Origin of the sequence: Empedobacter sp. UBA7620 (assembly GCF_002484185.1) — a bacterium.
Lineage (GTDB): Bacteria > Bacteroidota > Bacteroidia > Flavobacteriales > Weeksellaceae > Empedobacter > Empedobacter falsenii_C.
This window is the reverse complement of the sequence record NZ_DLJI01000050.1, coordinates 14,675-40,189: the sequence shown is the minus strand read 5'-3', so window position 1 is coordinate 40,189 and position 25,515 is coordinate 14,675. Positions and strand designations below refer to the sequence as shown.

Sequence of the window (25,515 nt, the reverse complement as noted above, 5' to 3'; positions counted from 1 at the left end):
AAAATAAATACTTATTTTTTAAAAATTAATTAAACGTTTGTTTAACTTTGCGCGTTCAATTTTTATAAGATGGAATTAAGTGAAAAGCAAATAGAAATTTTGGGCGCGGCTGAACGAGTTTTTGGAAGACGTGGAATTGACGCTGCAAGTGTTCGTGAAATTGCAAAAGAAGCAAACATTAACATTGCGATGATTAGCTATTATTTTGGATCGAAAGATAAATTGGTCGAGAATTTATTTAGTTGGCGTATCTCAACTTTCAATGAATCATTGGCTTCGATTTCTCAAAATTCGACACTTTCTCCATTTGAAAAGTTACAGTCAATCCTAAAAGCTTATTTGAATAGAATTTTGGATAAACCTGAATTTCATCGAATTATGGCAAGAGAATATTCGAAAAGAGATTCTATTCTTGAGATTGACAACAAAGTAAATGAGCTAAAAACAATGAATTTAGAATATATCACAAATATTATTAGTGAAGGATATTCTGAAGGCGTTTTTAAACGAAAAGCTCCTGCCGAAGCTGTTGTAATGGTAGTTATTGGCGGAACATCTTATTTGATTTTGAACGAAAAAACATATATGAAACAATGGGGATTATCTTCTCATGAAGAGTTTACAGAACATATTCACGAAGAATATTACCCTTATTTAATAGATTCTTTAAAAGCAATTTTACTATACGATGAAAAATAAAATTTTCTTACCGATTTGTTTAGTTGTTGCTACTTTCGCTCATGCGCAGGAAACCAACGTTTCTTTGCAGGAAGTTATTCAACAAAGTTTGCAGAACAACAAATCTGTGAAAGTTGCCGAAGCTGCCAAAAATACAAGTGAGTATAAAGTACAAAGCGCTAAAAACAATCGTTTACCAGACATTTCGTTGAGTGGACAATACATGCATTTGTTTACTACAACAAATGTAGACATCAAACTTCCGATGCAATCTTCTGGTGGAGGAATGGGAGTTGAACCAAATCAATTATTATTAGGACAAGCAAGTGCTTCTGTTCCTGTTTTTGCTGGATTTAAAATTAAAAATGCAATCAAAAGCAGTGAATTGATGGTTGATTTATCAAACTTACAAATCGAAGCAACAAAAGAAAATGTAGTTTGGCAAGCTATTAATTTATATTTTGGATTGTACAAAACGCAACGTTCTATCGATGTGTTGAATGAAAACTTAGTGAGAGCAAATCAACGTGTGAAAGATTTTCAAAACTTTTTGGATAACGGAATCATCGCGAGAAATGATTTGTTGAGAGCAAAATTGCAAGCATCGAATGTGCAAGTTGCAATTGATGAAGCCGAAACGCAATACAAAAACATCAATTACCGATTGAATTTATTGACTGGACAAGACGAAAGTAAAATCGTTCATGTTGATAATGTAGAAACCTTGAAAACCATCAATCAAAATTCTCAAGATTACGTCAATCGTACAGATATTAAATCATATGATGTAAAAAATCAGATTGCTGATAGTCAAATCAAAATTGCGAAAGCAGCTTATTACCCTCAATTAGCGGTTTCAGCTGGATATATTGCGATGGATATTGATAAAGTTGCTTCGGTTACAAATGCAACAAATGTTGGTGTCGGATTGAAATATGATTTATCTTCTTTGTATAAAAATAAAGCAGAAGTTGAAATTGCAAAAGCTCAGAAATTAGAAAATGAGATGCAAAAAGAAACGACAATTGATAAAGCTAAAGTTGAAATGAACGAAGCTTTTCAAAAGTATGATTTAGCAAAAAAGAAAAATAATGTTTACAAAGAAGCTGTAGAACAAGCGAACGAAAACTACAGAATTGTAAAAGATAAAAATGACAACGGATTGGCTGATACAGACGATTTATTAGAAGCGGATGTACAACAATTGCAAGCAAAAATCAATCAAGTTGTCGGAGATGCTGACGAACAATTAGCGATCTACGAATATTACTATACTACAGGAATTTTATTAGAAAACGTACAATAACACCTCTCGATATGGAAGAAAATAATCAAGAAAAGAAAAAAATAAATTCAAAATTTATCATCGTTTTAGGAGCATTAATCATCCTTGGAGGTGGATATGGAGTTTATAAATATTTACACGGACAAGCGCACGAAATTACTGATGATGCACAAATTGAATCAAAAATAACACCTGTTATACCTAAAGTTTCAGGATACATTCAGAAGATTTTAGTAGAAGATAACCAAATGGTTCACAAAGGTGATACATTAGTTGTTTTGGATGGATCTGAATTTGCCTTGAAATTGCAACAATCGCAAGATGCTCTATTACAAGCAGAAGGTCAATTAGGAGTTGCTCACGCAGGTGTTTCTCAAGCTGGTGCAGCTATTGGAGTGACAGAAGCTGGTGCAGTTGCAGCAAATACAACAATCGAAACAGCTCAAGCAAGTGTTAATACAGCTCAAGCAAATGTAGAAGCAGCAAAAGTACAAGTTTGGAGAACGAAAAATGATTTTGATCGTTACAATAAATTATACCAAAATCAATCGATCACAAAACAACAATACGAGCAAGCTTTAGCAGCAAAAGAAACAGCTGAAAAGCAATTGCGAATTGTACAAGAACAATTAGGTGTTTCTCGTGCTCAATTAGCTTCTACAGCAAAACAAGCGCAAGCTACAGCAAAACAAGTGAACACTTCGAAAGCACAAGCTGATGCTTCAAAAGCACAAATTAAAGTTGCGGAAGCAGCAATTGGTCAAAGCAAAACAAACATCGATAATGCAAAATTATATTTGTCTTATACGTATGTAATTGCAGCTGAAGATGGACAAGTTTCTAAAATTAATTTACAACCAGGACAATTGGTTCAAGCTGGTCAATCTTTGTTTAATATTGTGACAACAAATAATATTTGGGTTGTGGCAAATTACAAAGAAACTCAATTAGAAAAAATTAGAGTTGGACAAGAAGCCATCATCAAAGTAGATGCATATCCAAACCACGAATTCAAAGCGAAAGTAACGTCTTTATCTCCTGCAACTGGTGCTAAATTTGCGTTATTACCTCCAGATAATGCGTCTGGTAACTTCGTAAAAACAGTTCAACGTCTTCCGATTAAAATCGAATTTATCGATCAAAAAGACGAAATGTTGAAAATGATTCGTCCAGGTATGAACGTGGAAGCTGATATTCTTTTAAAATCGAATACTTCTGCAAAGTAATAACACCTATTCAGAAAAATTATGGAAGAAAATAATTTAGTTGAATATGGTGCAAGACGTGTAATCATCACCATTACCGCCATCATGTGTGCATTGTTAGAGATTGTTGATACAACAATTGTAAACGTTGCGATGAATGACATGAAAGGTAGTTTGGGTGTCTCTTTAACTGATATTGCGTGGGTGGTTACCGCTTACGCAATTGCCAACGTAATTGTAGTACCGATGACCAGCTGGTTGTCGCAACAATTTGGACGACGCAATTATTTTGCGACTTCGATTATCATTTTTACAGTTGCCTCATTTCTTTGTGGAAATGCAACAACGTTGTGGGAAATTATCTTGTTCCGATTTATACAAGGACTTGGTGGTGGAGCGCTATTAGTAACTTCGCAAACCATCATTACCGAAAGTTATCCACCCGAAAAACGTGGTTTAGCGCAGGCAATTTATGGAATGGGAGTTATTGTTGGTCCTACGCTTGGTCCGCCTTTAGGAGGTTATATTATTGATAATTGGTCTTGGCCATATATATTTTACATCAATATTCCGATCGGGATTATTGCAGTATTGTTAACGATATCATTTGTTCGCAGTCCAAAATATGCAGAGAAATCAAAACTAAGTCAAGTCGATTTCTTGGGAATTATTTTGTTAGCCATTGCAGTTGGATCGTTACAATATGTATTAGAACACGGACAACAAGACGACTGGTTCTCAGATTCGACAATTGTAACCTTAAGTATTGCAAGTTTCTTCGGATTCATTTTATTTGTTTGGCGAGAATTAGTTTTCAAACATCCGATTGTAAATTTACGTGTACTGAAAGATAGCAACTTGGCAGTTGGTACTATTTTATCCTTCATCTTAGGATTTGGATTATATGGATCGACATTCGTTATTCCAATTTATACACAATCAATCTTAGGATGGACAGCTACTGATGCAGGTTTATTATTAATTCCTTCATCGTTGATGACTGCTTTCATGATGCCAATCATCGCAACAATGTTACAAAAAGGTGTACCACCAAAATATATGGTTGCAGGAGGATTCTTTATCTTTTTCTGTTACAGTTTTTGGTCATACAAAATCTTAACACCAGACACAGGTTCCGAACATTTCTTCTGGCCATTAATTGTACGTGGAGTTGGATTAGGATTATTATTCGTACCCGTTACCACACTTTCACTTTCTAGCTTGAAAGGGCAACAAATTGGTGAAGGAGCTGCCTTTACAGGTATGATGCGTCAGTTAGGAGGATCTTTTGGTATCGCGATTATTACAACATTTATTTCTCGTTGGACAGTTGGACACCGAACAAATTTAGTTTCGCATCTTGATACATCCGATTTTGATGTACAAAAACATATTCAGAATTTACAAATGAGCTTCGTGAGCAAAGGTTTTGCTCCAAATGAAGCTTTAAATAAAGCCTATAACCTACTCGATTTACAAGTTACCAAACAAGCAACTGTGTTAACTTATATGGATGTTTTCTTGTATTTGGGTGTAGTTTTCCTAATCTGTATTCCATTTATTTTGTTCTTTATCAAAAAAGGAGCAGGTAAAGTAATCAGTGCAGGACATTAAAAAAGAATAATTATTTTAATTTTCAGTTTTTTATAAATGTAAAATCCATCTCAATTTATTGGGATGGATTTTTTTTATTTGATTGATTCTGTAATTTTCTTTTCATCTAATCCAAAATCTGCTAGAATAAGTTTTCCTTCTGGATTAAAAAGATAAAAAGTTGGTGTACCGATAATCTTGTATTTTGTATAAGTACCTCCTGTTCTACCTTCTTTATCCCAAAGCGAAATCCAATCTTCTGCATGTTTTAAAAGAAAGTTTTTATAACCAATTTCTTCTTTATCTACATAGAAACTTACAATTTCTAACTTATCAAGATTATTAGTCTTTATTTGATCTAAAACAGGAATAGATTCTAAAGAGAATCCACAATAAAAAGTTGTAAAATCTAATAACACATATTTTCCTTTGAAATAATCTGAAAAATTAACTTTTTTATTTGATTGATTATACGCCATAAAATCTATATAACTGTCGCCAATATTTAACTTTTCTGTATTAATATCTGTCATGATAGATTTGTAATAGGCTGATTTTTTATATTTAGATTCTAACTTATTCATCAAATCAATTAAAACTTCTTTTGACAATTCTGTCTTGTATGAATTAACTAATGAAAGTGTATAGTATGAATTTATATTATCTTGATAAAATTGAAGACTATTCTTTGCAAATTCATTATCTAATGCAGTTATTTTACCATAAGGTTCTACTTTACCCCAGTATGCTTTTTGTAAACTATCATTCCATTTATTTTGTTCACGAAGCGACATCATATCAGTTAAAAATTCTCGTCGTTTTATCGTATAATCTTTATCAAACTGAGCATATTTATACCTCATCTCGTCATACTCAGATCCAGAAGTTTTTACATCATAAGGAAAATCTTTTTTTGTGGCATTTAGTGTAATTTTTTCATTACCAATAAAAAGAAGTGCAGAATGATAATCTTTTCCATTTTTGACTGTAATATAAACCGAAGATGGAACCTCTTTTAATTTTCCTTCTAATTTATAACCCCCTTTAACTAATACGACACTATCAATAGGAGCATTATTAATACTTATTTTGACCAATGCATTTTCATCAAATCCATCAAGTTTTCCAGAAATAGTAAATTGTTTTTGAGCAAATAAGTTTGTAAAAACAAATAAGATAATTAGTGTTAATAGTTTAGTCATTATTATGTAGTTAATTATTTATAAATCTAATTAAATATTTCGAAAAATCATCTCAAAAAAACCTCCACCCAAGCAATTTGGGTGGAGGTTTTATTATTCAATAATTAACGTTTAGTATTTTTACAATTTCGGCTCGTTTGTTTACTTGTTCAACTTGCAGGCAACACACTATTTCTTGCTGCTTTCACAATCTCATTCAAATCGTGGTACAAATTAGACCAATCCGGTACATCTTTCATTGCTGTAATTAGATTGAGGTAAGATCGCAGTACTTGTTCCAATTCTTTTCGAGAAGATGACGCACTCGATATTTGACGAAGATCTGCATTAGCCTCTGCTTGTTGCGCAAATAATATCTCAAAATCGGTATGTTTTGTTTTCAAATCATCAAAAGCTGATACAAGCGATAAGTTAATAATACGCAATGTATTATCTGGCTTTTCTAATTCTTCGATAAGCTTCTTCAATTGAGCTGTTTCGGCAGAATAACTCAATCTGTCTAAATCCAGTCCAAACATTTGGAAAACTTTGTACAAAGCTTCCGCATCTTGATAGTTCGCGACAGAAGTCAATTTGCGGTAACCATTCAGGAAAGCCTTCATGTTACTAAACGCAACATCGCGCTCTTTATCTGCTGTCGCCACCTCTTTTCCTTTTCCACTGTAGGTCAACTTTGCGTATACCGTATCGTAGTTTTGATAACTCGCAATAAGCGACAACAACAAAGGGTGGTTCTCTACAATGGTATAATTTCCAGTTTGAGAAGAATTGATAATTCGCTGCGCTAATGTCGCCAGATTTTTTGTAGATAATGAAGTTAATGTAATTTTCATAGTAGATTGTTTTAGGTTATAATTCACTTAATGTTAGTGTTTTATAAACTTAATCAATATATTATTATCAAACAATAGTTTTTATAACTAAATAATTAAAACAGACTTGTTTGTAATTAACTGAGGACTCAGGTAAGGTAAAACAGACTTGTTTGTAATCAACCGAGGACTCGGGAAAGCTAAAACAGACCTGTTTATAATAAACCAAGGACTCGGGTAAGGTAAAACAGACTTGTTTATAATTAACCGAGAGCTCGGGAAAGGTAAAACACACTTGTTTATAATAAAATGAAAATTCTGCTAAGGTGGAATATATTTTAATCAAACAATTCGTTTATAAATAATTATATTAGCGAGTAATTGAACAAAATACAGATATAGATACCAATCTATATTTTATAAAATAATATGTTAGCTATAATATTTCTTTCGTGATATGAATATAAAAGACTTAGCTTTAAAAATTGATGAATTATCATCTAATTTCAAAATCGGAAATCTACAAGAAATAAGAAAGAATCTAAAAAATTTAAAAGCAAAACCTGGCTCAAAAATATTCAATGATAAAACAACATTTGATGATTGGGCGTTCCATTATGGAGGAAGGAAAGAATTACAATTCAACATTGGTAATGAAGATGAAGGGATTAGATATGGAATTGCATTTTCATTAGAACCAAGTCAATCATTACCTAATATTCAAGATTTATTTCCAAAAATATTACGTTTAAATTCTCTAATAATAAATCAACCTGATTTATTTTCTGACTATAAAATGTGGTATTGGCAAAATGGAAAACGTAGTGTAATAAACAATGTATTTGAAATAAATGAACAACTAACAAAAATTGGAACTTTTATTTTTATAGGAAAATTAGTTGATTATAATAATGTTAATGTAATTGAAATTCTTAAAGATTTTGATGATTTATTGAACATCTATATCGAAGTAGAAAATGAAAACATTACAATTGGACCTCAAAACCAAAAATCTACAACTGGATTTATATTTGCTAGTGGAAGACCAAACCTTCCTCAAAGCACTAAATACACAAGAACCCAACAACAAATAAATGTAAATGCAAGACATTCGTTCTTACAAGAAAAACTATACAAAAAGCTAACATCAGTATTTGGTGAAGAAACTGTTGGAATGGAAATATTTTTAAATGGAAAAAAAATAGATTTAGTTTTAAAAATAAATAATTTATTTACTTTTTATGAAATTAAAACTTCCAACTCAGCAAAACAATGTATTAGAGAAGCCCTTGGACAAATATTTGAATATACCTACTTTGACGGAAAAAAATATGCAGATGAAATTGTAATTGCAGGCGAATATCCAATTGATAAATCAACCCAAAAGTATTTAAAATTCCTAAATTCAGAATTTAATTTACCAATATCATATCATCAAATAGATATTAATTTTTAACAAAACTACAGCTAATAACTAAGGTGTCTTATCTATAAACAAAAGGAATATTCTTAAATCACAGAACACAAACTAAAAACTCCTTGTCAAGATTCAAAAACTTTGACAAGGTGTTTTTTTTCTATCCATTAACTGCTCTAAAAAAAGCGTCTAATTTCTTTTCGTCTAATTTTCCGTCAGTTCTTACACCACTGCAAATATCTACACCAAAAGGTTGAACAGCATCAATCGCTTCACGAACATTATCAGGATTAAGACCTCCAGCCAAAAATAGAGGAATATTAATTTCTTCTCTAATTTTTTTACTAATCGCCCAATTGTGTGTGCGTCCAGTTCCGCCCAATTCTTTTACTTGTAAATTTGGATTGCCACTATCCAGCAAAATTGCATCTACAAATTGAGATTTCTCTACCGCTTCCGTTACCGAATTTTCATCAATCACATGAATCACTTGTACCAACTTTACCCAAGGTAATTCGTTTCTCAAAATTTGATATTCTTCGTTTTTCAGTTCATCAACCAACTGAATTGTATTGGTATAAACTTTTTTATAATGTTGAATAATTGCTTCTGCAGTTGTTTCACTTGTTAATAAAAACGAAGCCAATGTTGGTGGAATAGTTTTAGTAATATCTTTGATTAAATCATCACCAATTACTCCAGGTCCGCTTGGCATATTACCCACCAAACCTAATCCATTCGCTCCATATTTTATTGCTTGTTGCGCTTCTTCTTTACTACTAATACAACAAATTTTAACTCTTGTTTTCATCATTTGTTTTGATTTTAATATTATAAATATATAAAAAAACACCTCAATTTCTTGAAGTGTTTGTATGATCTAAGATTTAGAATTGATTTTAGAAATCTTCTTCCGAACCTTTTAATTTTTCTGCATTTTCTGCCATTTTCAATGCATCAATCATTTCTTGAATATCTCCATTCATAAAGTTATCCAAATTATAAATTGATTTATTGATACGGTGATCTGTTACACGTCCTTGCGGATAGTTGTATGTACGAATTTTAGCCGAACGGTCACCAGTAGAAACTAACGATTTACGCTGAGCAGAACGTTCTGAATGTTTTTTCTCAAACTCAATTTCATACAATTTTGTACGTAATAATTGTAAGGCTTTTTCACGGTTCTTGTGTTGAGAACGCGCTTCTTGACAAACAATTACAATTCCAGAAGGTTTGTGCGTTAATTGAACTTTCGTTTCAACTTTATTTACATTTTGTCCTCCCGCACCAGACGAACGCGCTGTTTGATACTCCAAATCTGCTGGATTAATCACTACATCAACCTCCTCTGCTTCTGGTAAAACCGCAACCGTAATCGCCGATGTATGCACACGCCCTTGCGATTCTGTTTCAGGAACACGTTGTACACGGTGAACACCCGATTCGTATTTCATTGTTCCGTACACTGCATTTCCTTCTACTTGCATCACCAACTCTTTGTATCCTTTTCCAGATGCTTCAGAAGTATTTAATACTTCGTGTTTCCATCCTTTTTCTTTGAAATACATCGAATACATGCGGTAAATATCTTCTACGAAAATCGCTGCTTCATCTCCTCCTGTACCAGAACGTAACTCGACAATGATGTTTTTCTCATCTTCTGGATCTTTTGGAATCAACATCATTTTGATTTCTTCCTCTAAAGGTGGAATCGCATTGATTGCTTCGTCTTTTTCTATTTTAGCTAACTCAACCATTTCTGCATCAGAACCATCTGCAATAATTTCGTCTGCTTCTTCAATTACATTGATTAAGTTTTCGTATTGTTTTTGCATTTCAACAAAGTCTTTCAAATCAGAATATTCTTTGTTTAATTTCGCATAACGAGTTTGATCTGTTACGATATCTGGTTGGATGATTAAATCTGCCACCTCATCGAAACGTTGTTTGATTGCTCTTAATTTATCTAATAGACCTAAATCTGCCATATACTTTTATTGGATTGCAAAGATACAATAACTCAAGGGATTCAGAAAATTTGAATAAAAAAAACCGATGATTTCTCATCGGTTTTGTGATTTATTAGTTGTTATATAATTATTTTTTAACAATCTTTTTCACAACTTTAGTTGCTCCATCGTTAATTTTTAAAACATATACTCCTTTTGGTAAAGAAGAAATGTTATAAGAATCTGCATAATCAAATGATTGTACTTTTTTACCAACCATATCATATAATTCAATTGTAACGTTCGCTTTATTTAAAGTTGTACCTAAATCAATTTTAAAAGAATCTTCAACTGGATTAGGATAAACGTTAGTAACTTGTTTTGTATTAATGTCAGAAGTAGCTAATGATGAATTACCTGAAACACTAAAATCATCAAGAATAAATCCAAATTGATCATTTGAAACACATTGAATAGCTACATAAATTTCTTTCCCATTGTAAGCTGATAAATCATATGAATATTCCGCATATTCAATATCATAATCAATTACTTCACTTTTTAATTTAGTAAAACTTGTTGTATTTGTATCAGTAGTCGAAATTAATACATTAAATTCTTCCATTCCATATTCTTCATCTCCTGCTTTTGCATAAAACTTAAGAACGTTATCAGAAACAGCTAATTTAATTTTAGGAGAGATTAGCCAATCATTATTTTTAGGTTTTGTAGCGGCAAAACTAACCATAGCTTTTTCTCCCGTCCTAGCAGTCCAATCACTTCCTGCTGAAGGAGTTATAACCGGAGTAGTTTTAGTTGAATTAAACACAATATAAGCCATTTGTTTTCCCGAATTAGCAAAAGTAATGCCATTGAAACCATATGTTGTTGACCTATCTCCATCAACTAATGACCAATCACCTATTTTACCTTTACTTACAATAGAATTTATACCTCCTACAGAAAAATCAGTATAAGTCTCAAAAGAATCTTCAAAAATAGTTGAAATTTGTGCATTTGCAGAAACTGCTGCAATCGTTAATAAAGAAAATAAAATTTTTTTCATAAGTAATTCATTTTAAATGTTAATATTTAATAAACTTAAAAAAAATATCTTTAAACAACAAAATTATAGTGTTAAAAAGTATTTTTTATAATTATTCAAAATAATTACTTTATAAATTATTGGAATAAAAAAACCGATGATAAATCATCGGTTTTGTGTTTTTTTGTTAAAAATATTATCTCGTAAATAATAATTCTCTGTATTTTGTTAAAACCCAGAATTCGTTGTCGACCATTAATTCTAACTTATCAGCGTGGTAACGAATTTCGTCATAATATGGTTTTACTTTATCACAATAAGCATGTGCTCTTTCTTCTAAAGATTCAACCACATTTGCTTCTTTACGTGCATCCATCATTAAGTGCAATTTTGCGTTTAATTCGTTTACATGCATCGAAATTTTCTTCAAAATAATTAATTGCTCGCCTGCATATTCTTCATAATCATCTCCAAAAATATCTTTGAATCCTTTAATGTTTTTGATCAATATGTTTTGATATTTGAAAGCTGTCGGAATAATATGATTTCTCACAATATCACCTAAAACACGACCTTCAATCTGAATTTTCTTGATGTAATCTTCTAATTCGATTTCATAACGCGCTTCAACTTCTGTGTTGTTCATTACATTAAGCTCCGAGAATAAATCCAACGATTTTTGAGAAACTTTTGCTTTTAAAGCTGATGGAGTTGTTTTGTGATTTGACAATCCTCTACGAGCTGCTTCTTCTTCCCATTCTTTGCTGTATCCGTCTCCTTCGAATAATATATTTTTTGTTTCTTTGATATACTCACGTAAAACATTGAAAATTGCTTCGTCTTTTTTCAAACCTGTTTCAATCAAGGCATCAACTTCTTTTTTGAAATCAATCAATTGTTTTGCTACAATTGCGTTCAAGGTTGTCATCGCATTTGCACAGTTTGCAGTTGATCCTACAGCGCGGAACTCAAATTTATTTCCTGTAAAAGCAAATGGTGAAGTTCTATTACGATCTGTATTATCTAATAAAACGTCTGGAATTTTCCCAACAACGTTTAATTTTAAATCAGTTTTTTCTTCTGGAGATAATTTTCCTGTCGAAACACCTTCTAATTCTTCCAATACTTTTGTCAATTGTTGACCAATAAAAATTGAAATAATTGCCGGTGGCGCTTCATTCGCACCTAAACGGTGGTCATTAGAAGCAGAAGCGATAGAAGCACGTAACAATTCCTCGTAAATTGAAACTGCTTTGATGGTATTGATAAAAAACGTTAAAAACTGTAAATTGCTGTTTGGTGTTTTTCCTGGCGCTAATAAATTTACTCCAGTATCTGTTGCTAACGACCAGTTATTGTGTTTTCCCGATCCGTTAACTCCTTTGAATGGTTTTTCGTGAAACAATACTTTAAAATGATGACGCTCACCTACTTTTTGCATCACATCCATTAATAATGAATTGTGGTCAACTGCTAAATTCGTTTCTTCGAAAATTGGCGCTAACTCAAATTGATTCGGCGCAACTTCGTTGTGACGAGTTTTTACAGGAATTCCCAACAACATACATTCGTTTTCTAAATCGCGCATATAATTTAAAACACGTGTAGGAATCGAACCAAAATAATGATCTTCTAATTGTTGACCTTTTGCAGAAACATGTCCTAACAACGTTCTACCAGTTTGTAAAATATCTGGACGAGAAGCCGCTAAAGCATCATCAATTAAAAAATATTCTTGTTCCCAACCTAAAGTCGGAGTTACTTTCTTCACATTTTTATCGAAGAACTTCGCTACTTCTGTAGCTGCTTCATCAATTGATAAAAGCGCTCTTAACAAAGGTGTTTTATTATCTAGAGCTTCTCCTGTGTACGAAACAAATACTGTCGGAATGCATAAAGTTGTTCCAAAAATAAATGCTGGTGAGGTTGGATCCCAAGCTGTATATCCACGTGCTTCGAATGTATTACGAATTCCTCCATTTGGAAAAGAAGATGCATCTGGTTCTTGTTGAACTAATAATGATCCACTAAATTTTTCTACAGGATCTGCTCCATCAAATGAAGTTTCGAAAAAAGCATCATGTTTTTCTGCTGTTGTTCCTGTTAATGGCTGAAACCAGTGCGTATAATGTGTTACACCTTTGCTCATCGCCCATTCTTTCATTCCTAAAGCAACAAAATCTGCCATTTTACGGTCGATTTTAGTACCATAATCCATTGCAGAACGAACGGCTTTATAAGCTTCTGAAGTTAAATGTTGACGCATTGCTTTGTCATTGAAAACATTGCTTCCAAAAATTTCTGATTTTTTCCCTAATTCAGGAACAGCTACCGGTTTGCGATTGCTTGCGGCTTTTAATGCTTCAAAACGAAATGATGTCATAAGAAAATTACTTTGTGTTGTTTTATGATGCAAAAATAAATAAAAATTAAACACAAAATAAAAACACCCCTATTTTTTTAGGGGTTAAATTATAATTTCATTACAAATAAATTCAACACCCCTTTATTTTAGTTTAGATTTTCAAAACATCAGTGTAAAATTAATTTTTATTTAACATTCGAATAAACTTCTTTAAACGAAAAAAGCAGTTTCAATTGCTTGAAACTGCTTTTAGACACTCATAATATAAAAAGTTTTTGGTCTATCTGAAACGGTCTACTGATTTTACAAGATCATCATCCTTCTTAATCAAACGATTGGCAATTGACAGAAGCACAATCGAAGCTAAAGGAACTAATGCCCAAATACCTTTCTCAGAATTTCCTTCTCCAGGTAATGTTAATAGACAATATACAAAAGAACCAATTAATAAAACATTCAAAATAATGTTTAACCATCCTAAGCTAATCTGTAACTTACGTTTTTTGAAAAACATAATGGTTAAAAATGAAATTAAAGCTGATGAGAAAAAGGCTAACGAAAAAATGTAATCTCCTTTCTCCGGATTTTGTAACCAATTTAATGGAATATCAAACAGCTTATCAAAATTCATGGCGAATATACTCGAAATTATTCCACTTAAGAATAAATATATACTTTGCTTTCTTTGAATCATTTCTTAAATTTCGAATACAAATGTAAAAAAACTTTTTGAGTTTTTATAATTATTCGTACTATTGCATTAATAAATCTCAAATTTATACGCTTTATAACAATTCTATTGTTATGATTCCCAATTACTTTATTGAATAAAAAAAATATAAACACATTAATACCTTCATTATAGGATTATGTTTGATATCGAAGAATTAAAATCATTCAAATTACCAGATTTACAACAAGTTGCAGAGCAACTGAAAATCGATGGGTATAAGAAATTAAAAAAAGGCGAATTGTTAGACGCTGTTTTAGGTTTTATCAACAGCCAACCAAAGGTTGAAGAAAAAGCTGAAACAAAACCTGCTAAAAAAGATAAAGCTGAAAATCTACCTACAGAAGAAAAGAAACCGAAACGCAAACGAGTTCAGAATTCGGAAGGAGAAGTTCAACAAAAAGAGGCTGTTGCAGAAGAAGTAAAAACTGAAAAAGTTGAAAATATTTCTACCGAAACAGAAAAAAAGGAAGAAAATAATCCTCGCGTTAATAAATTTCAGGAACGATCAAACAAAAGCCAAGATCTGAAAAAGAATAACCAAAATAATCAGAAGAAAAATAATCAATCTGATAATCGTAATCAAAACGATCAATCTCAACAAAATAATCACCACAACAATCAAAATCAAAAAAATAAATATCGCGCTGCGAATTATGAATTTGATGGAATTATTGAAACTGAAGGTGTTTTAGAGATTTTACCAGATAATAATTATGGTTTTTTACGTTCATCTGATTTTAATTATTTGTCTTCGCCTGATGATGTGTATGTTTCTCAATCTCAAATTAGATTATTTGGATTAAAAACGGGAGATACAATTACAGGAGAAGTTCGTCCTCCAAAAGAAGGTGAAAAATATTTTCCTTTAATCAAAATCAAAGAAATCAACGGTCGTACGCCAGATTATGTACGTGATCGTATTGCTTTTGAGCATTTAACTCCACTTTTCCCTAACGAGAAATTCAATTTAAGTAATTCTAAATCTTTATCAAATCGCGTGATTGACTTATTTACACCAATAGGTAAAGGTCAACGTGGAATGATTGTGGCGCCTCCAAAAACGGGTAAAACAACGTTATTGAAAGATATTGCGAATGGAATTGCACAAAATCACCCTGAAGTTTATTTGATTGTTTTATTAATCGATGAACGTCCGGAAGAGGTAACAGATATGAAACGTTCGGTAAACGGAGAGGTTATTGCGTCTACGTTTGATGAGGAAGCAAATCGCCATGTGAAAGTTGCGAATATCGTTTTAGAGAAAGCAAAACGTATGGTAGAATGTGGACACGATGTTGTAATTCTTTTAGATTCTATTACACGTTTGGCACGTGCTTACAACACTGTTTCTCCAGCTTCTGGTAAAGTATTGTCGGGTGGTGTTGATGCAAATGCGTTGCACAAACCAAAACGTTTCTTTGGAGCGGCTCGTAATATCGAAAATGGAGGTTCTTTAACAATTATTGCAACTGCTTTGATTGATACAGGTTCTAAAATGGATGAAGTTATTTTCGAGGAATTTAAAGGAACAGGTAACATGGAATTACAATTGGATCGTAAGATTTCGAATAAACGTATTTTCCCTGCGATTGATTTGGTAAGTTCTTCTACGCGTAAAGATGATTTGTTATTAGACGACAAAACACAACAATTGATGTGGGTTCTTCGCAACCATTTATCGGATATGAATCCTGTAGAAGCGATGGAATTCTTACACGATCGTATCAAACATACGCGCTCTAACGAAGAGTTTTTAATCTCTATGAATAAGTAATTTATTACAACTTATAATTTCAAAAACCATCTAAAGTTATTTAGGTGGTTTTTTTGTTTCCAATTTTATAAAAAATACAGCAATAAAAAAAAGCCCAAGAAAATAAATTCTTGAGCTTTGTTGTGTACCTCAGGCGGGACTTGAACCCGCACGTCCTAATGGACACAGGATTTTAAGTCCTGCGTGTCTACCAATTCCACCACCAAGGCATCCACTTCTAAGAAAGAAGTTGAGCGGGAAACGAGACTCGAACTCGCAACATTCAGCTTGGAAGGCTGACGCTCTACCAATTGAGCTATTCCCGCGATTGTGAGTGCAAATATAGAACAGCTTTTTTAATTACAAAACTTTTAGGAAACATTTTTTTCATAATTATTTTACATCAAAAGCTAAGTTTCTCATCATAATATTTTTAAGCACTAAAATAATTTTACTTTTCTTCGATTAAATTATTTTGAACATTAAAAATTCATCTTAAATAATTGCATTTTTCCAAATTTCAAGCAATCGTTCGTAAGAAAATTGGGCATTTGCTGGACTTGTACTTGGCAAAGAAATATACTCAATGGATGATTTTTTATCAAAATATTTCCAAAATAATTGCTCTGCTTTCTTTCCATTGAAAATTATTTTCTCGATTGTAGGATGTTCAGTCAACAATTCATCAATTTGATTTGGCGAAACATTTTTCATATCCACATCCATGCTTCCTTTTCTATAAGCAGAATGCGCAACATCCCAAAGCGCTAACTTATTTTGTAAAATAAGTTGTTTTCTTATTTCATAATCTTCTGAAAATTCTGTCACGAAAATCTCAAACATCATTTTCCAAAATCGATTACGTGGATGCCCATAATATTGATTGACTTCTAACGATAAATCTCCAGGCAAAGAGCCAAGAATTAATGTTTTTGGTTGTTCTGATATAATTGCAGCAAAAGATTGTTTATGCATTTTGTCTTATTCTAAAAATATAATGTACAAAAAAAGTGCTACAAATTGTAGCACTTTTTATTTTATTTCTTTCGTTAGATAATCAGTTCAGAAACCTCCTCCCACTCCAACATTTTTTTATCTAGATCATTTTTCAGATTCGAATATTTATCCAATTCTTGCTGCGTTTGCGAACCTGAATGCAATTTATTTTCTAAATCGGCAATCTTCGTTTCTAAATCAGAAATTTCCGTTTCGATTCTTGACAATCTATTTTTAAGGCGTTTTTGCTCTTTTTCTTCCTCAAAAGATAAAACTCGTTTCGCTTGTTCTATTTTAACCTCAATCGGCTTCTCTTCTTTTGGTGCAGCCAAACTATTTCCTTTCTCCACTTCACGGAAACTTCCCGCTTTAATTTGTGCTAAATAATCATCAATTCCAGAAAGATATTCTTTCACTTGACCATTACGAAAATCGAAAACTTTATCCACTAAACCTTCTAAAAATTCACGGTCGTGAGAAACTAAAATTAATGTTCCTGAATATTTTTGTAAAGCTTTTTTCAATAATTCTTTTGATACAATATCCAAGTGATTTGTCGGCTCATCCATGATTAATACATTGAATGGACGCAACAACAATTTACACAACGCCAAACGATTTCGCTCACCTCCCGAAAGAACCGAAACTTTTTTCTCTACCGCATCGCCACCAAACATAAATGCACCTAAATAATCGCGAACATGTTTACGTGTTTCTTCTGTTGCAGAATTTTCCGCTTCTTCTAAAACCGTTAATTTATCATTCAAAACATGTGCTTGATTTTGAGCAAAATATCCGATTTCTACATTATGTCCATGCTTTATTTTACCTGAATGTTCTTGTTCGTTGATAATCGCACGCGATAAAGTCGTTTTTCCTTGACCATTTTGACCAACAAAGGCTACTTTCTCTCCACGATTTACATAAAAAGAAACATGATCAAAAACTTGATGATCACCAAAAGCAACTCCAACATCATCTAACTCGAAAATAATTTTACCTGGCTGAACAGCATCCACAAAACGGATATTCATCTTCGTTACATCATCATTTTCAATTTCGATGCGTTCTATTTTATCTAATTTTTTGATTAATGATTGCGCCATCGAAGCTTTGTTCGCTTTTGCTCGGAATTTAGAAATCAAATCTTCCGTGTGCTTAATCATTTGTTCTTGATTTTTCTGTGCCTGCTCTAATTTCTCACGACGATCTTCACGCAATTCTAAATAACGCGTATAATTCGCCTTGAAATCTGAGATATGACGATTCGCAATTTCGATGGTACGATTGGTTACATTATCCAAAAATTGACGGTCGTGCGAAACCAACACAACAGCGCCAGGATAATCTTTCAAGAAATCTTCTAACCAAACAATCGAATCGATATCCAAGTGGTTGGTAGGCTCATCTAAAAGCATTACATCATGTTTTTGCAACAATAGTTTTGCTAATTCAATTCGCATTCTCCAACCTCCAGAAAATTCTTCTGTTGGACGATGAAAATCTGAATTTTTGAATCCTAAACCAATTAAAATTTGTTCGATTTCAGCATCTTTTGTGTAACCTCCTAAAAGTCCGAAACGTTCTGTTAAATGCGAAATATCTTCAATTAATTTTCCGTATTCATCAGATTCGTAATCTGTTCTTTCAGCTAATTCTTTGTTTACAAAATCAATACGTTCCTGAATTTCAACCAATTGCTCAAAAGCAGAATCCGCTTCTTGCCAAACCGTTCTTCCTTGTACAAAATCAATATCTTGCGATAAATATCCGATTGTAACGTCGCCTTCGTAAACAACTTCACCTTCTGAAGATTGCTGACTTTTGGCTAATATTTTAAGCAAAGTAGATTTCCCTGCTCCATTTTTCCCTACCAAACCAACACGGTTTCCTTTGTTGATGCGGAACGAAACGTTTTCGAATAAATATCTACCCGCAAAATAAACTCCTAAATTTTGTACTAATAACATTTTGCAAAAATACAATGTTTTTTGTTAGATGAAAACTTAGTGCTTTAAGGTTTTGTAAGATAACTGAAAAAAGTAAAAATAAATTCTAATAATCATGTATATTTAGCTAAATATAAACAAGTTGTTATGAAGAAATATATTGCATTGTTCTCTTTAGTTATGATTGCTACATCATCATTTTCTCAAAATTACACTTTAAAAATTGATTCTTTGAATAGTAAACAAACAACTAATTTTAATCAATTTAATCGTTTTGTTTATAAAACAAATCTTGAAAAAGATTTAAAACTAATTCCATCTAACAGAAAAATAGACTTGAATAATCCAAATTTTGGAAAAGTGAATTATGATATTTCTAACCCAAATAAATCGACTGATTTACCAAACTTTTTCATTCATGGCGTTTCTAACTTAATTGCGAGTTTACTGAAATAAATTAATTCTTAACCTTTATTTTGTAACTGAAAAAATATAATACAAAACTGATCAGAATCGAAAAAGTTGCTGGCACAAAATAAGCCAATGCAAGATTTTTTGTTGCTATAAAATTAATTGGAAGATTGATTAATCTGAATTGAAAAACAAAAAAACACAATACAACTATCGTTACAGCTATTTTCCAATCATAATTGCGTTTGTGATTGATAACTGAACATAAAACATATGCTAAAACAATTCCTACAAAACTCAAAATTGTTTTCATTGTAGCTAAATGTTTTAGTTTCTCACTAATTCCGAATTCGTCACTTTTTCTGACCAAAAAAGCAAAATTATCTTTACCCATTGAATGAATTAATTCAATCAAATCTAATTCTGCCAAAACGTAAAATTGTTGAATTCCTAAGAATAACAAAACGCTTGCTACGAGTTGAATTGCGAATATTTTTATATTAAAATCTTTCATTCAGAATTGGTTTAAAATCGATCATAGAAACGTGCAATATTCGCTTCTTTTTCAATCGGTTGATTATTCTCTAAAAAATCGTACAAATCATCCACCATCACAGGCGCTAACATTGTTCCACGCGTTCCCATTCCATTCAAACAAATCAATTGTTGATGCATTGGATGCGCTCCAATAATCGGACGACGATCGACAACCGTTGGACGAATTGACGCATGTTGTTCCACAACTTCAAAATCATCTTTGAAAAAATTCTGAACTCCTTCAATCAAATATTTCTTAGCTTCTTCAGTGTTTTCGTAATTCACATGATCGCGATCGTAAGTTGCGCCTACAAAATATTGATTATTTTCTAAAGGCATTAAAAATTCTTTTCCTTTCACAACAGCTTCAGGTAAATTAGCATCTGTTTCAATTTTCAACACTTCACCTTTTACACCAATTACAGGTAAATTTTTGAAATAAGGATTGTTCAAAATATTATAACCTTCAGCAAAAATTATTTTAGTTGATTCGATATTTTTATAGCTCGTTTGATTATCATCTAATTTTAACTCATTAAAATCAAAAGTCTCATCAAGAAACAAATCATTTTCAACTAAATAATCTTTAAAATCAGCCAAAAGATTTGTCAAATCAACACGACCTGTATGTAAAACTTCGCCAGAACCAATCGGAGAATTGATTGAAGAAAAATCATTCAATTGTTCTGTATCAGTTGCTAAATAATCAATCAAATCTGGATGAGTTGTCGCTTTTTTCAGCCACGTTTTTTTCTCTTGTTCGTCATTAAAAATTCTATAAACAGGAAAATTGTAGATATATTTTTTGTTTAATAATTGTTCAAAATCACCAAAAACTTCGCGTAATCGTTCGATTTGTTTTGTTGCATTCCAAACAATTGAAAATCGTTTTAGCACTACAGGATTAAAAATTCCAGCAGCAATCGCCGATGCTTTGTGAAAATGATTATCAATTACCACAAAAGATTTCTTTTCTTTCAACAATTTCATCGCCATACAACTCCCTGCAACACCTTGACCAACGATGATATATTCTACTTTTTTCAATTTCTAAAATTTGATTACAAAGGTAAATAATGTTTCGGTTTTACTTATCTTTATTCTTAAAATCAACCATTTTATGCAAATATTCTATACCATAATTTCCTGCCTCATTATCCTTTCCGTCATTATTCCTTTCATCAAACATACACATTGGACGGTTAGAGTTTTTGATTATCCTCGATTTCAAAAATTTGCTTTGGTAATTGTAACTTCTATTTTATTCATTTTTGTACCTAAAACTTCAGTCACAATAAGTTTATTTATTTGTTTGATTTTTGCTGCGATTTATTTGCTTTGGGTCATTATTCCTTATTCTCCTTTTGGTAAAAAAATGATTGAACAAGTATTCTTAAAACCAAATGAAAAACCGCTTGATTTACTTGTTTATAATGTTTTGCAAGACAATACGAAATATCAAAATTTGGTTGAATTAATTAAGAAAAGAAATCCTGATATCGTTTTTTTATTAGAAACGAACAACGAATGGATGGAACAAATAAAAGAGGCTACAAACGATTTTGAGTACAAAATAGAAGTTCCGTTAGAAAATACTTATGGATTATTGTTTTACTCTAAATTACCTATAAAATACCAAGAAATTAATTATTTAATCAGCACAGAAATCCCTTCAATTATTGCTGATATCGAATATAATAATCAAATTGTTCGTTTGTATGGTTTACATCCAACTCCGCCAGTTCCGCAAGAAAATGAAGAAAGTGCTGAACGCGATGCTGAGATTTTGATTATTGGAAAACAAGCGAAAGAATATGGAAAAGCGTGTATTGTTTTTGGAGATTTGAATGATGTTGCGTGGAGCAGAACAACACGTTTATTTTTGAAAACTTCGCAACTTTTAGATCCTCGTCGTGGTCGTGGAATGTTCAATACTTTTCATGCGCATCATTGGTTCTTACGTTGGCCTTTGGATCATTATTTTTTGAGTTCTCAATTTCGATTAATTGATATGATACGAGAACCAAATATTGGTTCGGATCATTTTCCTATCAGTATTCAAGTTGTTTTACGTAGTGATGATGATTCGGGAGAAATGAAATTGGACCATGAAGAGAAGGTTGAAGTTGAAGAAAAAATAGAGGAAGGAATTGAAAAAGGAGATGCGAATTAAATTTTAGATTTTAGATTTTAGATTTTAGATTTTAGATTTTAGATTTTAGATTTTAGATTTTAGATTTTAGATTTTAGATTTTAGATTTTAGAAAGTTAAATTCTTATAAATATATAAACAAAAAAATCCAGTCAAATGACTGGATTTTTTTTGTTTTGTATTCTGATTAGTAATTCCACATATCAGCTTCTGACTGAATGATAGAATTTCTAATTTTGTGATGTTCTTCTAATTGACCTTTCGCATCATTTGGAATGTAATCATCAATCATTTTCGTTCCATACATTGTTTGAGCTTTGTAAATAATAGAACTAAATCTACGTGCATTTAACATCTCATCATATGTAATTGCCGAATTTGAATTACTTGGATTGAATACCGTTGCATTCACCAAAACATTACGAGCATCTGGATACCAAATCCAGAATAAATCTACGAAAGCTCCGTCAGCAAACTCAGTCCCTAAAGACTGCGCATCAGGTCCCATAATTGCTAAACCTAATAAACGATATTTTAATTCTCCTAAACGACGATCAATGTACCAAAGACCTTTCGTTTTTACCATTTTGATATCGTCAGATTTAATTTTATAATTAAAAATAGCAGCTTCGTCAGGAGTTTCTCCAGCAGCTTTCATATCGTAGTAATACTGTTGTGTATCTTTCTTCTCATTACGAGCCATAATTTGCTCATAACTCATTTTAGTTTGAAAGTACTCATCGTCGTAAACTTCTCTAATCTTTTTGCTACGAACTCCGTCAACCAATACATCGTATAATGATTTTGAATTTTGCACTAACTCATCACCAGATCTATAATAAGGTTGATTTAGACGCTCATTCAAATCAATTACTTCCCATACAACTTTCGACCATAAAACATCTTTATCTTCGATAAAGCCATATTTCATAGGATCTTGAGCCGTACTTACTGTATCTCCAGCTTCATCAACTCTTGTTTTATTTTCGCGGTCTTTTCTTAACTGTTCAGGCGAAACAGCATTAAGAACATTTTGCGCCATTGTAAGAGTTGAGAAAAAACTCATTAAACCAAACAAAAGATACTTCATATTTTAAATTTTTACTTTTTAAATTATTGTACTTGAATTGCGATAGATGATGCTTCTCCAGTTGCTCCTGAATTTGTACGATATTTAATATCGAAAACACCAATAATATCACCTTTTTTCGCTTTCGAAATAACTCCAGCCGCTCCTGACATTTTATTTCCAGAAACACGAGCCGTTGCCTGACCAGGAACTTTAACATTGAAAGATGTTACTTCTCCCGAAATTGGGAATAAGAAATCTGGCCAATCTACACGAATTGTTTGTGCTGCAATTCCATTATCTGGAATAGCTGGACTTGTATTTCCTAAAATTACACCACGTGCTGGTGGAACTGGTTTGATACGGAATGTTTCGCGAACTGATAATGTTTTACCAGAACTTGCTCTTGCAGATGCCGTAAACACCACTTCGTTTCCTCCTCCAGGTGTATAATTCCATTTGTTAGCACCCGCTCCAGAAGGACTTCCAGAAGAAGCGCTTAAACTAACAGGTCCATTTGCTCCGTTGATTGTAGCTGAAATTGGGTTAGTTACTCCACGGTAAACTACACGTAAATTATCTGCAACAATAGAACCTCCTGTTGGATCTTTTTCAATAATTTCTGCAGCTTTTTTATCTAATGTTTGAGCTACAACTTGATAAGTTGAAGGTGCAATATTAACCGTTTTAGTTTTTCCATTCGACACATAAGTAATGTTACCTGTTAATTGATGCATACCAACTGCAGATGTATTCAACTTAATAGATGCTTTACCATCAACAACAGCAGCAGAACCAACACTTGTAGAAACAGAACCTTTGATTGAATTATCGTAAGCTCCTAAAACTACATTAAGAACAGCTTCGTCACCTACTTTTACAACACCTGGCGATAAGAATAAACCTTGGAAAGCATCCAACTCGATTTTTTCTTCTAATTTACCAGATAATAGTGCTCTTACTAAGTTACCTTCTTCTGTACGTGCATCCATTTGCATTTTAGATAAATTCGTTAATGATGCAACCATTGGTTGATCATAGAATCTCTCTTGCATCCAACTTTGTTTCTTCGATTTTGGAGTTGTTCCAAAAAATTCGTTGATACGAGCTTCAGCATTTTTAGCATCAGGACTTTGCTTAGCGAAAGTCATTAAGAAATTTCTGAAACCATCAATTTTGTTTGTAAACTCTTGTGCTTTCTCATTTCCTTTGTCACCTCCTTTTCCTTTAAAAAATAAAGAAACAACAGGCTCCGTATTAGACAATGCATTGTAATCTGTATCTTCTGCTCCAGAAACAAAATCTGCACCAGCTAATTCTTTTTTCAATCCATCGATATAAGCAACAAAATCATTTGTTTGCTTTTTAACTTCTGCAGCCTCAGCTTGAGTTTTTGCATAAGTTGGATCATCCTTCGCTTTTAGATCAATTTGACCATAGAAGGTATCGTTATTTGTTTTCGTTAAAGTCGTTGTTGACTCTAAAGAAGTATTTATCGTTTCGAAAGATCTCAACACCTCACGATCCACGTTCAAAGCCATCATTGCAATGAACACGAGATACATCAGGTTGATCATCTTCTGACGTCCGGTTAGTCTACCACCTCCTGCCATAATAATTTATAGAATTAATGAATAATTAGTTTAATTTATCGTACAATGATTAGTTGTTTTTCATTGCAGAAAGCATACCTCCGTATACTTTGTTTAATGCATTAATGTTAGCAGAAAGCTCTTGCATTTCTTTCAAGAATTGCTCTGAACTACCTGAAGATTTTTGCATTTCTTCGATAAATTGTTTATTTAATTCTACTTGTTTTTGGCTATTTACAATTTGCTCAGCATATACAGCATTTAATTGGCTGATATTAGTTGATGCTTTTGCAATTTCGTTGCTATATTGTTCTGTTGAGGCAACAGCTGATGTTGTTGTGTTTAATTCATTAACAGCTGAACCAAATTTATCTAAAGAACCACGTAATCTTTCGAAAACTTCTTTGTCTAATTTTGCATCTGCTAATACTTTGTCTAACTCAGCAGTTAAGTTGTTTCCTGCAGTTGCAACAGCCGCAGTTTTTCTTTGTACTGGCTCTCCGTTTAATAATTCTGGATAAGCTTTTTCCCATTCATAGCTTCCTTGAGGTTTATCGAAGAATGCTGAATAAAAGAAAACGAATGCTTCAGCTACTAATCCAATTGTTAAGATTAAATTGGCTGATATTGGTCCTAAATTCGTGTGAGTAATTTTACATAATGCCCCGATAATTACTACTGCGGCAAAGAAATTATACAAAAAATTTGTAAGACGTTCTTGTTTTGAAGCTTGTACTGCCATAAGAGTGCTTTTTATTAAATTGTTTTA

General features: G+C 32.2%; 22 protein-coding genes and 2 tRNA genes. 8 read left to right on the top strand and 16 right to left on the bottom strand.

Going from position 1 to position 25,515, the window contains the following annotated elements; all coding sequences use genetic code 11:
- Window positions 1–69: 69 nt before the first annotated feature.
- Genes B2217_RS12800 through B2217_RS12785 form a run of 4 tightly spaced genes read left to right on the top strand, consistent with a single transcriptional unit; the run spans window position 70 to window position 4,782 of the window.
- On the top strand, window positions 70–699 hold the full coding sequence (locus B2217_RS12800; RefSeq protein WP_180905117.1) for a TetR/AcrR family transcriptional regulator: 630 nt from the start codon (window positions 70–72) through the stop codon (window positions 697–699).
- Window positions 689–1,984 carry a TolC family protein gene (locus tag B2217_RS12795; RefSeq protein ID WP_180905118.1) on the top strand — a complete coding sequence of 432 codons (1,296 nt, stop codon included), beginning with the start codon at window positions 689–691 and terminating at the stop codon, window positions 1,982–1,984. Before B2217_RS12800 ends, B2217_RS12795 begins: the two co-directional genes overlap by 11 nt.
- An 11-nt stretch (window positions 1,985–1,995) precedes the next feature.
- Complete coding sequence (locus tag B2217_RS12790) at window positions 1,996–3,189, top strand: HlyD family secretion protein (protein ID WP_038332984.1); 1,194 nt, start codon at window positions 1,996–1,998, stop codon at window positions 3,187–3,189.
- A 21-nt stretch (window positions 3,190–3,210) separates the two neighbouring features.
- Window positions 3,211–4,782 (top strand): DHA2 family efflux MFS transporter permease subunit, encoded by a 1,572-nt coding sequence (locus B2217_RS12785; RefSeq protein WP_291122753.1) that lies wholly within the window; start codon window positions 3,211–3,213, stop codon window positions 4,780–4,782.
- 74 nt (window positions 4,783–4,856) lie between these two features.
- On the opposite strand, the gene B2217_RS12780 is transcribed toward B2217_RS12785, so the two are convergent.
- Both B2217_RS12780 and B2217_RS12775 read right to left on the bottom strand, forming a co-directional pair.
- The gene (locus tag B2217_RS12780; RefSeq protein WP_180905119.1) at window positions 4,857–5,963 is read right to left on the bottom strand and encodes a TlpA disulfide reductase family protein; all 1,107 of its coding nucleotides are present in this window, start codon (window positions 5,961–5,963) and stop codon (window positions 4,857–4,859) included.
- A gap of 149 nt (window positions 5,964–6,112) precedes the next feature.
- Complete coding sequence (locus B2217_RS12775) at window positions 6,113–6,796, bottom strand: DUF6261 family protein (protein WP_180905120.1); 684 nt, start codon at window positions 6,794–6,796, stop codon at window positions 6,113–6,115.
- 436 nt (window positions 6,797–7,232) lie between these two features.
- Between B2217_RS12775 and B2217_RS12770 the strand changes: the two genes are divergently transcribed.
- A complete protein-coding gene (locus B2217_RS12770) occupies window positions 7,233–8,231 on the top strand; it encodes a hypothetical protein (RefSeq protein ID WP_180905121.1) in 999 nt (332 codons plus the stop codon).
- A 121-nt stretch (window positions 8,232–8,352) separates the two neighbouring features.
- On the opposite strand, the gene B2217_RS12765 is transcribed toward B2217_RS12770, so the two are convergent.
- From B2217_RS12765 to B2217_RS12745, 5 genes are all read right to left on the bottom strand, one after another.
- On the bottom strand, window positions 8,353–9,006 hold the full coding sequence (locus tag B2217_RS12765) for a phosphoribosylanthranilate isomerase (RefSeq protein ID WP_244957966.1): 654 nt from the start codon (window positions 9,004–9,006) through the stop codon (window positions 8,353–8,355).
- Window positions 9,007–9,091: 85 nt separating this feature from the next.
- Window positions 9,092–10,183 carry a peptide chain release factor 1 gene (prfA, locus tag B2217_RS12760; RefSeq protein ID WP_180905122.1) on the bottom strand — a complete coding sequence of 364 codons (1,092 nt, stop codon included), beginning with the start codon at window positions 10,181–10,183 and terminating at the stop codon, window positions 9,092–9,094.
- A gap of 109 nt (window positions 10,184–10,292) precedes the next feature.
- The gene (locus tag B2217_RS12755; protein ID WP_038332966.1) at window positions 10,293–11,210 is read right to left on the bottom strand and encodes a T9SS-dependent choice-of-anchor J family protein; all 918 of its coding nucleotides are present in this window, start codon (window positions 11,208–11,210) and stop codon (window positions 10,293–10,295) included.
- Between the two features lie 175 nt (window positions 11,211–11,385).
- Complete coding sequence (locus B2217_RS12750; RefSeq protein WP_038332964.1) at window positions 11,386–13,572, bottom strand: glutamine synthetase III; 2,187 nt, start codon at window positions 13,570–13,572, stop codon at window positions 11,386–11,388.
- Between the two features lie 262 nt (window positions 13,573–13,834).
- Window positions 13,835–14,248, bottom strand: coding sequence for a DUF4293 domain-containing protein (locus B2217_RS12745; RefSeq protein ID WP_038332961.1), 414 nt, complete (start codon window positions 14,246–14,248; stop codon window positions 13,835–13,837).
- A 175-nt stretch (window positions 14,249–14,423) separates the two neighbouring features.
- On the opposite strand from B2217_RS12745, the gene rho reads away from it, so the two are divergent.
- Entirely contained in the window at window positions 14,424–16,061 is a 1,638-nt protein-coding gene (gene rho, locus B2217_RS12740; RefSeq protein WP_291122750.1) for a transcription termination factor Rho, read from the top strand.
- A 125-nt stretch (window positions 16,062–16,186) separates the two neighbouring features.
- Here rho and B2217_RS12735 read toward each other — a convergent pair.
- The 4 genes from B2217_RS12735 to B2217_RS12720 form a co-directional block, all read right to left on the bottom strand.
- A tRNA-Leu gene (locus B2217_RS12735) sits at window positions 16,187–16,270 on the bottom strand.
- A gap of 23 nt (window positions 16,271–16,293) precedes the next feature.
- Window positions 16,294–16,366 (bottom strand) — tRNA-Gly (locus B2217_RS12730).
- Between the two features lie 169 nt (window positions 16,367–16,535).
- On the bottom strand, window positions 16,536–17,015 hold the full coding sequence (locus tag B2217_RS12725; protein ID WP_280045245.1) for a DNA-deoxyinosine glycosylase: 480 nt from the start codon (window positions 17,013–17,015) through the stop codon (window positions 16,536–16,538).
- A 74-nt stretch (window positions 17,016–17,089) separates the two neighbouring features.
- Complete coding sequence (locus B2217_RS12720) at window positions 17,090–19,006, bottom strand: ABC-F family ATP-binding cassette domain-containing protein (protein ID WP_280045244.1); 1,917 nt, start codon at window positions 19,004–19,006, stop codon at window positions 17,090–17,092.
- 126 nt (window positions 19,007–19,132) lie between these two features.
- Here B2217_RS12720 and B2217_RS12715 point away from each other — a divergent pair, with 126 nt between their 5' ends.
- Window positions 19,133–19,441 (top strand): hypothetical protein, encoded by a 309-nt coding sequence (locus B2217_RS12715; RefSeq protein ID WP_280045243.1) that lies wholly within the window; start codon window positions 19,133–19,135, stop codon window positions 19,439–19,441.
- A gap of 1 nt (window position 19,442) precedes the next feature.
- On the opposite strand, the gene B2217_RS12710 is transcribed toward B2217_RS12715, so the two are convergent.
- Together B2217_RS12710 and B2217_RS12705 are read right to left on the bottom strand one after the other, a co-directional pair.
- Entirely contained in the window at window positions 19,443–19,910 is a 468-nt protein-coding gene (locus tag B2217_RS12710) for a hypothetical protein (RefSeq protein WP_280045242.1), read from the bottom strand.
- Window positions 19,911–19,921: 11 nt separating this feature from the next.
- Window positions 19,922–20,980: an NAD(P)/FAD-dependent oxidoreductase gene (locus B2217_RS12705; protein WP_280045241.1), complete on the bottom strand. Its 1,059-nt coding sequence runs from the start codon at window positions 20,978–20,980 to the stop codon at window positions 19,922–19,924.
- Window positions 20,981–21,053: 73 nt separating this feature from the next.
- On the opposite strand from B2217_RS12705, the gene B2217_RS12700 reads away from it, so the two are divergent.
- Entirely contained in the window at window positions 21,054–22,106 is a 1,053-nt protein-coding gene (locus tag B2217_RS12700; RefSeq protein WP_280045240.1) for an endonuclease/exonuclease/phosphatase family protein, read from the top strand.
- Between the two features lie 166 nt (window positions 22,107–22,272).
- On the opposite strand, the gene gldN is transcribed toward B2217_RS12700, so the two are convergent.
- Genes gldN through gldL form a run of 3 tightly spaced genes read right to left on the bottom strand, consistent with a single transcriptional unit; the run spans window position 22,273 to window position 25,488 of the window.
- Window positions 22,273–23,175, bottom strand: a complete 903-nt coding sequence (gldN, locus tag B2217_RS12695; RefSeq protein ID WP_038332933.1) for a gliding motility protein GldN — start codon at window positions 23,173–23,175, stop codon at window positions 22,273–22,275.
- 23 nt (window positions 23,176–23,198) lie between these two features.
- On the bottom strand, window positions 23,199–24,767 hold the full coding sequence (locus tag B2217_RS12690) for a GldM family protein (RefSeq protein WP_180905131.1): 1,569 nt from the start codon (window positions 24,765–24,767) through the stop codon (window positions 23,199–23,201).
- A gap of 49 nt (window positions 24,768–24,816) precedes the next feature.
- On the bottom strand, window positions 24,817–25,488 hold the full coding sequence (gene gldL / locus B2217_RS12685) for a gliding motility protein GldL (protein ID WP_125349619.1): 672 nt from the start codon (window positions 25,486–25,488) through the stop codon (window positions 24,817–24,819).
- Between the last annotated feature and the right edge of the window lie 27 nt (window positions 25,489–25,515).

Excerpts from the sequence above, each read along its gene's own strand:
- B2217_RS12775 (WP_180905120.1), bottom strand. The coding sequence starts at position 6,796 with ATGAAAATTACATTAACTTCATTATCTACAAAAAATCTGGCGACATTA.
- B2217_RS12745 (WP_038332961.1), bottom strand. The coding sequence starts at position 14,248 with ATGATTCAAAGAAAGCAAAGTATATATTTATTCTTAAGTGGAATAATT.
- prfA (WP_180905122.1), bottom strand. The coding sequence starts at position 10,183 with ATGGCAGATTTAGGTCTATTAGATAAATTAAGAGCAATCAAACAACGT.
- gldL (WP_125349619.1), bottom strand. The coding sequence starts at position 25,488 with ATGGCAGTACAAGCTTCAAAACAAGAACGTCTTACAAATTTTTTGTAT.
- B2217_RS12795 (WP_180905118.1), top strand. The coding sequence starts at position 689 with ATGAAAAATAAAATTTTCTTACCGATTTGTTTAGTTGTTGCTACTTTC.
- B2217_RS12790 (WP_038332984.1), top strand. The coding sequence starts at position 1,996 with ATGGAAGAAAATAATCAAGAAAAGAAAAAAATAAATTCAAAATTTATC.
- B2217_RS12770 (WP_180905121.1), top strand. The coding sequence starts at position 7,233 with ATGAATATAAAAGACTTAGCTTTAAAAATTGATGAATTATCATCTAAT.
- gldN (WP_038332933.1), bottom strand. The coding sequence starts at position 23,175 with ATGAAGTATCTTTTGTTTGGTTTAATGAGTTTTTTCTCAACTCTTACA.
- B2217_RS12700 (WP_280045240.1), top strand. The coding sequence starts at position 21,054 with ATGCAAATATTCTATACCATAATTTCCTGCCTCATTATCCTTTCCGTC.
- B2217_RS12715 (WP_280045243.1), top strand. The coding sequence starts at position 19,133 with ATGAAGAAATATATTGCATTGTTCTCTTTAGTTATGATTGCTACATCA.
- B2217_RS12750 (WP_038332964.1), bottom strand. The coding sequence starts at position 13,572 with ATGACATCATTTCGTTTTGAAGCATTAAAAGCCGCAAGCAATCGCAAA.
- B2217_RS12800 (WP_180905117.1), top strand. The coding sequence starts at position 70 with ATGGAATTAAGTGAAAAGCAAATAGAAATTTTGGGCGCGGCTGAACGA.
- B2217_RS12765 (WP_244957966.1), bottom strand. The coding sequence starts at position 9,006 with ATGATGAAAACAAGAGTTAAAATTTGTTGTATTAGTAGTAAAGAAGAA.
- B2217_RS12690 (WP_180905131.1), bottom strand. The coding sequence starts at position 24,767 with ATGGCAGGAGGTGGTAGACTAACCGGACGTCAGAAGATGATCAACCTG.
- B2217_RS12785 (WP_291122753.1), top strand. The coding sequence starts at position 3,211 with ATGGAAGAAAATAATTTAGTTGAATATGGTGCAAGACGTGTAATCATC.
- B2217_RS12710 (WP_280045242.1), bottom strand. The coding sequence starts at position 19,910 with ATGAAAGATTTTAATATAAAAATATTCGCAATTCAACTCGTAGCAAGC.
- B2217_RS12755 (WP_038332966.1), bottom strand. The coding sequence starts at position 11,210 with ATGAAAAAAATTTTATTTTCTTTATTAACGATTGCAGCAGTTTCTGCA.
- B2217_RS12780 (WP_180905119.1), bottom strand. The coding sequence starts at position 5,963 with ATGACTAAACTATTAACACTAATTATCTTATTTGTTTTTACAAACTTA.
- rho (WP_291122750.1), top strand. The coding sequence starts at position 14,424 with ATGTTTGATATCGAAGAATTAAAATCATTCAAATTACCAGATTTACAA.
- B2217_RS12725 (WP_280045245.1), bottom strand. The coding sequence starts at position 17,015 with ATGCATAAACAATCTTTTGCTGCAATTATATCAGAACAACCAAAAACA.
- B2217_RS12720 (WP_280045244.1), bottom strand. The coding sequence starts at position 19,006 with ATGTTATTAGTACAAAATTTAGGAGTTTATTTTGCGGGTAGATATTTA.